The organism is Vibrio sp. 10N.222.55.C6, from assembly GCF_041473395.1.
Taxonomy (GTDB): domain Bacteria; phylum Pseudomonadota; class Gammaproteobacteria; order Enterobacterales; family Vibrionaceae; genus Vibrio; species Vibrio crassostreae_C.
The window spans coordinates 108,709-120,057 of the sequence record NZ_JBFRSD010000001.1 but is presented as its reverse complement, the minus strand read 5'-3'; the positions used below and the strand labels follow the sequence as shown (position 1 = coordinate 120,057).

Sequence of the window (11,349 nt, the reverse complement as noted above, 5' to 3'; positions counted from 1 at the left end):
AAGTTTAGATTGGTAGAACAAAAAGACAGCTGGCTAGGTTGTGTTGAATGGTTATGTGAGCATTTTAATGTTCGCAGCCATCCTTCCAAAATAGTGTCTGGCCTACCTTTAAATGAAGGAAGGCTCAATGAACCCCTTTTCCCAAGAGCCATTGAGAAATCGGGGTTAACGCTGAGCCACGTTAAAAAAGAATTACTGACTCAATGTCAGTTCCCCGTTGTTGCTGTTAATTCCGCGACAGGGAGTCCCTTTGTCGTCACTCAAGGCTCCGGTGGCGACTTTCAAGTATTGGATTGTGAATCCAACTTAAGCCAACAAATTCTCCTTAAAGACTTAGTCATTAAAGTGGATGCATTTGTTTGGCAAGTGGGTGCTCAAGCGCTTGATGATGCGCGTGTTCAATCCCATGAACGTAGCGAGAATAAGTCCAACACCCGTTGGTTATGGCGTGTCGTCAAGGAAGTGAAACCTTGGTATCGAGACCTGTTTATCGCTTCATTCTTGATCAACTTGCTCGCGCTAGTAGTTCCTCTTTTTACCATGAATGTGTACGACCGTGTTGTACCAAACCAAGCGTTTAACACGCTTTGGGTGTTGGCGGCAGGCGTTGGTATTGTCGTTATTTTTGATTGGGTGTTGAGAAGCTCACGAAGCTCTGTGACTGACATGGCTGGGCGCTATATTGATAACAAGTTGTCTTCTCAACTGTTCTCTAAAGTCCTTGGTATGAAGCTGGAAAATCGACCTCAGTCGGTAGGCGCATTTGCCAGACAGCTTCAAGACTTCGATAGCGTGAAAGATTTCTTCACTTCTATCTCGTTAGTCACTTTAGTCGATCTGCCATTCACTTTGTTATTCCTACTGCTTATCGGCTGGCTTGGTGGCGCGATGATGTTCATCCCTGTCGCGATCATGTTGGTCTTGATCGTGCTGAGCATTGCGATGAAAGGCAAAGTTGAGAAAACATTCGATGAAACCGCACGTCTCTCGACACAAAGACAAGCACAGCTGTTTGATTGCTTAACAACCCTTCCGGATATCAAGCAAAATAATGCTGAGGGAATCACTCAGAAACGTTGGGAGCAGACGATTTCATCACTCTCTCAATGGCAGACTCAATCTCGTCACTACTCTAATATTGTGACTCATTCTATTCAGTCGAGTCAGCAGATCGTCACCATCACTCTGATCATATTCGGCGTGTATCAGATCTCTGAAGGCTTATTGAGTATGGGTGGCTTGATAGCGGTGGTGATGTTGAGTGGACGTGCTGCGAGCTCAGTAAACCAACTTTCTCTTTTAATGCTGAGATTCCAACAAACACGCTCTGCCGTTGAAGGTCTCAACCAGATCATGGACTTACCGCAAGAAGAATCTAAGCACCAAGTGATCGACAAGGGTGATTTTGCTGGTGGAGTCAGATTAGATGAGGTCACGTTTACCTATCCTGATACTCAAAGCCCTGCGTTGAAAGAGATTTCTCTTGATATTAAGCCGGGTGAGCGAGTTGGCCTTGTTGGTGCCGCTGGTGCAGGAAAAACTACGCTTTTATCGATTGTTGCTCGACAGTATTTGCCTACAACAGGGCAAGCCTTCTATCAAGAGATTGATGGGCAGTTATGGCCAACCAGTGTCTTACGTAGCGGAATGGGTTGGGTAGGGCAAACCACTAATTTGATCTTTGGCAGTGTTTACGACAACGTTACTTTGGGTGCGATCAACGTTGATGAAGAAAAGCTAAGACAAGCGCTTCAACAGTCGGGTTTGAATGGTTACATGGGGCGCTTAAGCAATGGCCTTGAAACACCTGTCGGTGAGGGTGGTCGGTTACTTTCTGGTGGTCAGCGCCAAGCCGTTGCCATCGCGAGAGCTCTGTATCGTTGTCCAAAGTTGTTGATTATGGATGAGCCAACCAGTGCATTAGATAGTCAAGCTGAGATTCAATTCTTCAATGCGCTGCAAAGTATGCCGAGAGAAACCTCAATGCTAATCAGCTCCCATAAGTCTTCATTCTTGATGATGTGTGATCGAGTGATTGTATTGGATAAAGGTCAAATCGTGGCAGAAGGTGAACCTAAAGAAATTCTCTCTTTACAGAAGAAAAGTGTACCTAAAGGTACGAGCCGGTTTAAGACGGTATCTGTGGTGAAGGGAGGTCGTCATGAGTAATGATATTCAATGGACCAACAACCACTTAGCATTCCGCTCTCGAAAGCTGATTTGGTTGAGTGCTCTACTCATTGTATCAATTATCGGTTGGGCTACGTGGGCAACATTAGAAGAAGTCGTGATCGGTGAAGGTAAAGTCGTTCCAAGTCTTTCGGTGCAAACCATTCAGAGCTTAGAAGGTGGACTGGTTCAAGAGATCATGGTGCGACAAGGCCAATCTGTAGTGAAGGGGCAACCTCTAGCTAAGTTAGAAGACACACGTTTTAAGGCGGCGTTTTTAGAGTCGGCTCAACAAGCGGATACCTTGCTTGCTCAGCAATTAAGATTAAAGGCTGAGCTGTCGACGGTCGTTTTAAATAACGATGCGAAAGAGTGGTATGAGCGAGTGGTCTTGGTGCCTCAAGATATTGCGGTTGATGTATCAAGCCACCCTGCGTTAATGAATGCCAAGGCGAACTACCGAGAACGTTTAGGACAGTTGAAGTCTGAACTGGAAGAGGCGGCACTTCGTATCGAGCAACAAGACCAAGCACGTGTCGATACGCTCAATAATATTCAAACTTTAGAGAGCAGCCTAGATATCGTGATTCGAGAACGCAACATGTTGAAAGATGTGGTTGCCAGCGGTGCGGTTGCAGAAGTAGAGCTGCTTAAACTGAACCGTGATGTGGTCAAGCTGAAAGGTGATATTGCCAGCTCGAAAGTGGCGGCTCAGAAACAGATAGCGGCTTACTCAGAGTCGATAGCCGACCACCGCAGCATCGCGTTAGATTTTCGTGCCAAAGTACAAGGCCAACTGAACGAAGTTGCCAGCAAAATAGCGCAATTGAATGAAAGCCAACAGGCGATCGCCGACCAACTGAAACGAACACAAATCTTAGCGCCTGTTGATGGCACAGTAAAAGAGGTCTTTGTGCGTACCATTGGCGGAGTTGTTCGTCCCGGCGAACCGATCATTGAGATCATCCCATCAAACAGTGACCTGATTGTTGAAGCGAGAATCTCTCCGCAAGATATCGCGTTTGTTCACACGGGACTGGGGGCAACAGTCAAATTCACGGCCTATGATTTTGTCATTTATGGCGGACTTAAAGGCGAAGTGATTTATGTCAGTGCCGACGCCTTACAAACGGAAGACGGAAACGCCTATTATCGCGCCCATATTCAGTTAAACGAAGACCAGCAACAAAACTCTGCTTTTAGCATTATCCCAGGGATGCAAGTCGCGGTTGATATATTGACCGGAGAGAAAACAGTATTGAGTTATTGGTTAAAACCTATTTTACGAGCTAAGGAAAACTCACTTCGTGAACGATGAAGTGGGTTAAAGCATAAATATAAAAGGAAGTGTAATGCATTCAAAATTCTTACTCTCTTCTTGCTTGCTAATGAGTGGGCTGTCTCAAGCTGCGTCATTAGAAGAGTCCGTGGCCTTTGCCATCGACTATAGCCCAGAGATATTGGCGCAATACTCCCGATACCAATCGGTGGTCAGAGACGGAGACGCGGCGAGTGGTTTGTATATGCCGCAAGTGAACTTGTACGCGGCAGCAGGTTATGAAGAAACGCGCTACAACAGTGGTAGCAAACTTGATACCGATGATCGAGGCCTAACGAGAACGGAAATTGGCGTTAAAGTATCCCAGTTACTATTTGATGGTTTTAAAACCACATCGAATGTCGATCGACTGACGTTCGAAGCAGAAGCTGAGCGTCTAACTCTGATTTCGCGAGCTGAAAACGTATCGTTAGATGTGGTGAGAAATTACCTCGATATCCTAAAAGCAGAGACGCTACTTGAATTGTCTAAGCGTAATGTAAAAGAGCACCAAGAGATCTATCAAGATATCCAAGATAAAAAGAGCAAAGGCTTGAGTAGCAACTCGGATCTGGCTCAAATCTCCGCCCGTGTCGCGACCGCGCAGTCTTCACTTATCGCCGCTCAGAACAACCTGTTTGATTTGCAAACTCAGTATCTACGCTTGGTTGGCAAACCTGCGGTGAACTTGGTTTACCCCCGGTTTGATTACGCTCTATTACCAAGCTCAGCACAGGTCGCACTTGAACAAGCTGTCGAGAATCACCCTGAAATCAAAGCCTCTTTGCTTGATATCGACGCGGCTCGTAAAGAGATGCGCCGCGAGAAAGGGGATTACTACCCAGAACTAAAACTTGAGCTTCATGCCAATAAGAATGACAACGTATCTAACCCGCCAGGCGGTGTCGATGAAGATGCACGTATCATGTTGACGATGGATTATGACCTGTTTAATGGCTTCTCTACCGACTCCAGGGTTGAATCGTCAGCTTGGCGAGTGGAAGAGGCAAGGGCGATCCGATTACGAACAGAGCGTGAGGTTCGAGAAGGTACACAACTGGCTTGGAACGCTTACAAAATGCTTGAGCAGCAAAAATCCTTACTTCAACAGAATGTTGATGCAGCGAAAATTGCAGAGCTTGGCTATATCCAGCAATTCAATGTTGGCAGACGAAGCCTTCTTGATGTACTGGATGCAAAAGTAGAAGTGTTTTTGGCTCGAAGAAACTTCATCAGCACTGAATATGATCAAACGTTAGCGGCTTATCGAGTGTTAAATGCGATGGGTATGTTGACGTATGCGTTGAGGATTGAACATCCAGAAGAGTGGCAAGGGGAGAATAAGTAATGAGATATTTTAAACTAGCGCTACTTAGCTCTATCTTGCTAATGGGATGTGCAGAAACGCCTGATACGACAATGACACGCCACCAAATTGATGATCTCGCGGATGATGACCGTGACGGTGTGATTAACCAACGCGATCTGTGTGCTGATACACCTGAAGGGGTGACGGTCGACATTAAAGGCTGTGCCAATTGGAAAATTGTCGAAGATGTTGAAGTATTAAGTGTGGCATTTGATTTTGATAAGTATGACCTTAAACCTGATCATACCGCTGTATTAAATGAGTTGGTGCGTTTACTAGGAGAGCAGCCTGATGCTTCGGTTACCTTGGTCGGAGATACCAGTGCTGAAGGTACAAACGTTTATAACAAAGCATTGGCCAAGAAAAGAACTGGCGTGATTCGAGATGCATTGATTGATAGAGGCATCAATGGTGAGCGTATCTTCGAACAAGAGTTTACTCAGATAACCAGCTTAACTCAGCACCTTCACAAGCGTAAGCGCAGAACGATTGCGGTGATTAAGACAGAAAGCATGGAAGTGAATCCATCTTGGAACATCTTCACTTCAGAAATGCAGCTCGATAGTAATAGCGATGTTGAGTCTAAAACGTCGATTGATCCAGTAGGAGGCCAGTAATGAAACGTCTATCGAATAAATCGGGCTTACTGCTTGCTGCTGTACCTATGTTGTTCTCTGCATCGACGTTCGCGAATGATGCCAGTGACATTGGTTTGGTCGCGATTGAGCCGAATATGCAGGGGCTTGTAGAAGATCTGCTTAAGAGGCAAGAGATCGACTTAGAAATCTTGTTGAGTGACAGCGTCCCAGAACAGATGATCATGCAGCGCTCGCGTGTTGGTATCACTTCCAAAAAGTGGACTGACAAAGAGATGGCAAGGTTTGATATGCGTTACGGTTATAGGCCAACAGAGCTGATGTTTACCGCTGACGTGATTGCGATTCTAGCCAATGAAAATAACCCTGCGACATCAATCACCGTCGCTGAATTAATTGATGTGTTTGGTTGTTCTAACGATCCTAAACATCCAAAATGGTCAGCAAGTAGTGATATTCGTAACGGTGAAAGCCTAGATACTCATATGTTGCCCTTTGCCATTGATCACAACCTGAAAGGCCATACTACCTTTTCAAGTTGGGTCGAATGTGGAACAGAAGGAGAATATGCCCATACTCAGTTCTTAGCGGATTTACCTGATCTGATTAATAAGATTGAAGACGAAGATGCCGCCATTGGTTACACCGTTTACTCAGATCAGATCTCTGATGTGAAATGGTTGAGCGTGGTTGATAACCTAGGTGTGAACTACGACCTAAACAAAGAAACGATCCTCTCTGGTCGTTACCCGTTAGCAACGGTTTATTACATGTACTTGAATATTCCAGCGCATCGCAAAGGCTTTACGGAACAAGAGGAGTTTTTTGTTGGGCTTACCTTGTCACAAGATCATCAAGTCGTTTTGAACCAATACGGCTTCATCAGCTTGCCGCCAGAAGCTATTCAACGTAACAAAGTCAGATTGTCGCTTGAAGAGCCTGCTATTGAAGGTGGCTACAAGTAATGGGTATGTTATGTTGTAACTGTTGTGGGAGAGTGATATTCTCTCTTTCGTAATGGTTCTCAACGTGACGGATTACGTTATTCGGTGATGAAATTATCTAGCGGGCATGTATGCCCGTTTTTTTTCGCCTAAAATTTGCGACTCGAGCGGTTGTTTGTCGATTGGTCACGTATAATGGACACTTCATATAGCGCTAAATAAGCCCAGTCGATGAAAATCTTTCAAGTTCTAATCTTGCCTCTAATGTTGTCCCTCGTTGCTATTTCATTTTCAGCGCAAGCAACCGAAAGCTGGTGGCTAAGAACAGTATTTAACAGCAGCCCAAGTCAGCCGAATTCTCAAAACTATATTAACGACATCGAGTTGATGGATTGTGGTGAGATCGAAGATACGCTGTTATGCAGTGACTTAACCCAATATTACGATCTGGATGTGTATGTTGAACTGGAACTGGGCGACTCAAGCGTTGAAACAGTTCGCTTAAACCTGCCATATTCGGACCTAAGTTACACAAAGCTTCAGGCATACCTTCGCCAAGATGGCTTTGCTCTCAGTTCAATTCGTATTGGTGAAGATGAATTCGATGTTACAGCTCAACTCGAACAAGCTCGAAATGAAGGTGTTGGTTTCGATAAGGTGGATAAACAGCTGGTCGAATTCATCAACTCGCCTCACGGTTCAGCAGAGCAACTGAGTGTGTGGAATGTGCCTAGCTTATCTTCTTCTAGCTCTACTTCTCCTTGGATTCAGTTACAGAGTGATGGTGACAACTTAACGGTTGAACTTAATCGTTTTTAATTGCTCAAATTTATAGATAGTTTCGTTATTTATTAGGCTAAACAAGCCTTTCAGGAGAACGGCTCGCGGGCAGACAGCAAGTTATAATTCATTTAAGTGTTCGTTTTTCTGCTGCTCTCACATTTTTAATAAGCGTTTAGCTTTGCCATTTGTTATACGTTGAGCCTTCGGTAAAACGAGCTTAGGATACGTTCAGTATTGATAAAGGAGACAACCCATGGTTGCAAGAGTAACGATAGCGCCACAAGGCCCAGAACTTTCTGAGCTGGTGCAAGGATACTGGCGTACAGCAGAGTGGGGCATGACCCCGCAACAACGCCTGACTTTCCTGAAGCAACATATTGATCTTGGCATCACAACTGTTGATCACGCGGATATTTACGGTAACTACCAATGTGAAAAGTTGTTTGGTGAGGCGTTAGCGCTTGAACCAAGCCTTCGTGATGATATTCAAATCGTCACCAAGTGCGATATCAACCTATGTGGTGACCACACTCCAGATCGTAAGATCAATCACTATGACACCAGCGCGCAGCATATTTACCAATCAGTAAATAACTCATTAGTGCACTTAGGTGTTAACGATATCGATGTATTGTTGATTCACCGCCCTGACGTGTTAATGGATGCCGATGAAGTAGCAGAAGCGTTCGCAGAGCTACACAAAGTAGGTAAAGTTAAGCACTTCGGTGTTTCTAACTTTTCACCGCGTCAGTTCGAACTGCTTCAATCTCGACTCGGTAAGCCGTTAGTGACCAACCAAGTTGAAATCAACCCATTGAACTTCGAAGTGGCTCATGATGGCACGCTAGATCAACTGCAGATGAACCGCATTCACCCGATGGCGTGGTCTTGTCTCGGTGGTGGTAGCATCTTCAGTGGTGATTCAGCGCAAGCGGTTCGCGTTCGTGATGAGCTAGAGGCGATTCGTCAAGAAGTCGGTGCAGACAGCATTGATCAAGTGATTTACGCTTGGGTTCGTCGTTTACCATCTAGTCCAATTGCAATTATTGGTTCTGGTAAGATTGAGCGTGTGAAGACGGCCGTTGATGCACTGAAAATCGAGCTGACGCGCGAACAGTGGTATCGCGTATGGGTGGCATCTAAAGGTCACGGTGTGCCATAGAAAGCAATTCGTATAGAAGTCAAAGCCAGCTAAGTAAGCTGGCTTTTTTGTGTTCGCCTAACATGTTTCTCCAAAACTGTGATTAAGGTGGAATAATTTTCAAAAACACTCATAATGCACTCTGTTTTTCACCAGTTGGATATTTCCATTGAGCACTTCAAAATTCTCTTCAATCGCCCTTAAACCAGAGCTTCTAAATACGTTAGATTCTCTTGGTTATACTGAAATGACGCCGATCCAAGCGTTAAGTCTTCCTACTATCCTAAATGGCAAGGACGTTATCGGTCAGGGTAAAACGGGTTCAGGTAAAACAGCTGCTTTCGGTTTAGGCGTGCTGCAGAACCTACGCGTTAAGCGTTTCCGTGTTCAGTCTTTAGTGTTATGTCCGACTCGTGAGCTTGCAGACCAAGTAGCAAAAGAGATTCGTACTCTTGCTCGTGGTATCCACAACATTAAAGTGCTGACACTATGTGGCGGTATGCCAATGGGCCCACAGATTGGTTCACTAGAGCATGGCGCACACATTCTTGTAGGCACACCTGGTCGTATTTTGGATCACCTAGAGAAAGGCCGTATTGATCTGTCTGAGCTGAACACACTTGTGTTAGATGAAGCTGACCGCATGCTAGAGATGGGTTTCCAAGACGCTTTGGATGCTGTGATTGAAGCAGCGCCAAAAGAACGCCAAACTCTACTATTCAGTGCGACTTTCCCTAAACAGATCAAATCTGTTGCAGACCGCATCATGCGTAACCCAGAAATGGTGAAGGTTGAATCAACACACGATCACTCAAGCATCCAACAACACTTCTACAAGTTAGAAGGTTCTGAAGCTCGTGATGACGCTCTAGAGTTGCTGTTACTTCATCACCAACCGGAATCTGCGGTTGTGTTCTGTAACACTAAGAAAGAAGTGCAGAACGTAAACGATGAGCTAAGCCATCGCGGTTTCAGTGTTATCGAACTTCATGGTGACATGGAACAGCGTGAACGTGACCAAGCTTTGGTTCAGTTCTCAAACAAAACCATCTCGATTCTAGTGGCGACAGACGTTGCGGCTCGTGGTCTTGATGTTGATAACCTAGATGCTGTGTTCAACTTTGAATTGTCTCGCGACCCTGAAGTTCACGTTCACCGCATTGGTCGTACTGGCCGTGCAGGAAGCAAAGGCGTAGCGATCAGCTTCTTTAGCGAAAAAGAGATGTACCGTGTTGCTCAAATCGATGAGTACATGGACATGCCAATCGAGCCATCTGAACTGCCAGCAAAACCAATTGCCAAACCGTACTACTCAAACATGGTTACCATCCAGATTGATGGCGGTAAGAAAGCTAAGCTTCGTGCTGGCGATATTCTTGGCGCATTGACGGGCCAAGGCGGCATTGATGGTAAGTCAGTAGGTAAGATCAATCTGTTCGCAATGCGTGCTTACGTAGCGGTAGAAAGATCTGTGGCTAAGAAAGCACTGAACAAAATCGAATCAGGTAAAATGAAGGGCCGTCAATTCCGCGCCCGAATCCTGAAGTAATTCGAGACTGAATCCCTTTGCTGCGATATGTCTAATTAACGACATTGCAGTAAAGGGTGTTCCACAAAATGCCACTCAAGTTTCTTCTCTTAGGTTTATCGACCTAGTCCTCTATACCAAAGCATTATTCATCGGGTCTTATCGAATAAAGATCGTTGATATGTTTTCCTTCGCTAAGATACCAAGTCATCGCTTCCTGTCGATTGTGAACCAATATCGTGATTGTGGTTATTGAACCATCATCAAAATAACAAAGCTCATATTCTAAATCGCTTGGATGATCAGGAATAGCGGCCATAGCTTCCCTCCCAAATATCAATCATTTTAAATGCGTCAACCCAACTCATTTATAGGGCTCGTATCACGTCAAATGAGTAATAAAATCAAGTTACATCACTGCCATTAATTATTTTTAGTTTAATCATTTGCCTAAATAGCTAGATTAGCAAGTTTGGATCTCAATTTATCTCAAAGTTTTTACGACCACTGTTTATTAAGACTACTTTTATAAGAGCTAGAATTAGCGTTATAAAAACTGGGCTAACCTTAAAGGGATGAGTTAATCGGTTTGTGGCTTTGTTGAATGTCGTGAGAGGGTAGAATGAGAAAGTGCCGGTGGTTAGTTCTAGTGATCTGTTTTCTATTTACTGGGTGCGGGACCAAGTTCGCCTATAACAATATAGGTTGGTTTGTCGTTAGCTATATAGAAGATTTTGTTTCCCTCTCAAATAGCCAAGAATCAGAGCTTGAAGAGCGATTAGATATATTACAAAAATGGCATAAAGAAACTCAGCTACCTCTGTACATCTCGCAATTAGAAGCGATTCAAAACGTAGATCGGTCGGATATGAATCCCGCTTTTATTGTGGGCCAAAGTGAACAAACGAAAGAGCATATTCGCACAATCGTCAATAAGTTCGCTCCAGATATTTACGCCTTGAGTATGCAGCTTAGCCCTAAGCAAGACAGGGAGTTTTTAAAGAACTTTCGTGAAAAGCAGCAAGACTATTATGAAGAAAGGTTGTCGTTGAACGATGCCGATTCGAGAGAGCGATACCGAAGCAGAATAGAAGAGCGTGCAGAACGGTGGTTAGGTTCAGTATCGAAAGAACAAAAACAGATTATTTTGGCTTGGTCTAAAGAGTGGGTAAATACCAATAGCAGTTGGCGACAATATCAAAACAACATCTATGAAGAGCTAACGACGCTGATGGCAAAGAAGAGCGACCTACATATTGCTCAGCCAATTATTATGAAGTTGCTTTTAAACAATGAAGCTTATTATCCTGCTGAACTTGAGCCGCAGCTTAACCAAAATATGGAAACATCAGCCAAGTTTTTAGTAGATATGGCCGCGACCAGCAGTAACAAGCAGTGGGCGTATTTTATGAATGAGTTAGAAAGCCTCAAAGGAACGTTGGAGTCATTGCAAGAGTAGAGCGTTCTTTTTAAAGGCTAGCGGTCATTATCGAGCTAGCCT

10 protein-coding genes are annotated in these 11,349 nt (G+C 44.5%); 9 read left to right on the top strand and 1 reads right to left on the bottom strand.

All coding sequences use genetic code 11. From position 1 onward, the window contains the following. The first annotated feature begins 9 nt into the window (after positions 1-9). The 8 genes from AB4486_RS00520 to dbpA all read left to right on the top strand — a co-directional run bounded on the left by AB4486_RS00520 (position 10) and on the right by dbpA (position 9,869). Complete coding sequence (locus AB4486_RS00520; protein ID WP_372116154.1) at positions 10-2,169, top strand: type I secretion system permease/ATPase; 2,160 nt, start codon at positions 10-12, stop codon at positions 2,167-2,169. Continuing rightward, positions 2,162-3,487: an HlyD family type I secretion periplasmic adaptor subunit gene (locus tag AB4486_RS00515; RefSeq protein WP_372116151.1), complete on the top strand. Its 1,326-nt coding sequence runs from the start codon at positions 2,162-2,164 to the stop codon at positions 3,485-3,487. The genes AB4486_RS00520 and AB4486_RS00515 overlap by 8 nt, the downstream gene beginning before the upstream one ends. A gap of 34 nt (positions 3,488-3,521) precedes the next feature. Beyond that, on the top strand, positions 3,522-4,835 hold the full coding sequence (locus tag AB4486_RS00510; RefSeq protein WP_017059472.1) for a TolC family outer membrane protein: 1,314 nt from the start codon (positions 3,522-3,524) through the stop codon (positions 4,833-4,835). Further along, a complete protein-coding gene (locus AB4486_RS00505) occupies positions 4,835-5,473 on the top strand; it encodes an OmpA family protein (RefSeq protein WP_372116149.1) in 639 nt (212 codons plus the stop codon). Before AB4486_RS00510 ends, AB4486_RS00505 begins: the two co-directional genes overlap by 1 nt. Further along, on the top strand, positions 5,473-6,417 hold the full coding sequence (locus AB4486_RS00500) for a PstS family phosphate ABC transporter substrate-binding protein (protein WP_372116148.1): 945 nt from the start codon (positions 5,473-5,475) through the stop codon (positions 6,415-6,417). Before AB4486_RS00505 ends, AB4486_RS00500 begins: the two co-directional genes overlap by 1 nt. A gap of 210 nt (positions 6,418-6,627) precedes the next feature. After that, positions 6,628-7,215 carry a hypothetical protein gene (locus AB4486_RS00495; protein ID WP_372116147.1) on the top strand — a complete coding sequence of 196 codons (588 nt, stop codon included), beginning with the start codon at positions 6,628-6,630 and terminating at the stop codon, positions 7,213-7,215. A 217-nt stretch (positions 7,216-7,432) separates the two neighbouring features. Then, the gene (locus AB4486_RS00490) at positions 7,433-8,341 is read left to right on the top strand and encodes an aldo/keto reductase family oxidoreductase (protein WP_372116145.1); all 909 of its coding nucleotides are present in this window, start codon (positions 7,433-7,435) and stop codon (positions 8,339-8,341) included. A gap of 148 nt (positions 8,342-8,489) precedes the next feature. After that, positions 8,490-9,869, top strand: a complete 1,380-nt coding sequence (gene dbpA / locus AB4486_RS00485; RefSeq protein ID WP_017064348.1) for an ATP-dependent RNA helicase DbpA — start codon at positions 8,490-8,492, stop codon at positions 9,867-9,869. 124 nt (positions 9,870-9,993) lie between these two features. Here dbpA and AB4486_RS00480 read toward each other — a convergent pair whose 3' ends face one another. Beyond that, positions 9,994-10,167 (bottom strand): hypothetical protein, encoded by a 174-nt coding sequence (locus AB4486_RS00480; protein WP_017064349.1) that lies wholly within the window; start codon positions 10,165-10,167, stop codon positions 9,994-9,996. Positions 10,168-10,470: 303 nt separating this feature from the next. On the opposite strand from AB4486_RS00480, the gene AB4486_RS00475 reads away from it, so the two are divergent. Continuing rightward, on the top strand, positions 10,471-11,307 hold the full coding sequence (locus tag AB4486_RS00475) for a DUF6279 family lipoprotein (RefSeq protein WP_372116142.1): 837 nt from the start codon (positions 10,471-10,473) through the stop codon (positions 11,305-11,307). The last annotated feature ends 42 nt before the right edge of the window (positions 11,308-11,349 follow it).

Bases quoted from the DNA above. Each gene is read 5' to 3' on its own strand.
- AB4486_RS00515 (WP_372116151.1), top strand. From the start codon at position 2,162: ATGAGTAATGATATTCAATGGACCAACAACCACTTAGCATTCCGCTCT.
- AB4486_RS00510 (WP_017059472.1), top strand. From the start codon at position 3,522: ATGCATTCAAAATTCTTACTCTCTTCTTGCTTGCTAATGAGTGGGCTG.
- AB4486_RS00505 (WP_372116149.1), top strand. From the start codon at position 4,835: ATGAGATATTTTAAACTAGCGCTACTTAGCTCTATCTTGCTAATGGGA.
- AB4486_RS00500 (WP_372116148.1), top strand. From the start codon at position 5,473: ATGAAACGTCTATCGAATAAATCGGGCTTACTGCTTGCTGCTGTACCT.
- AB4486_RS00495 (WP_372116147.1), top strand. From the start codon at position 6,628: ATGAAAATCTTTCAAGTTCTAATCTTGCCTCTAATGTTGTCCCTCGTT.
- AB4486_RS00490 (WP_372116145.1), top strand. From the start codon at position 7,433: ATGGTTGCAAGAGTAACGATAGCGCCACAAGGCCCAGAACTTTCTGAG.
- AB4486_RS00480 (WP_017064349.1), bottom strand. From the start codon at position 10,167: ATGGCCGCTATTCCTGATCATCCAAGCGATTTAGAATATGAGCTTTGT.
- AB4486_RS00475 (WP_372116142.1), top strand. From the start codon at position 10,471: ATGAGAAAGTGCCGGTGGTTAGTTCTAGTGATCTGTTTTCTATTTACT.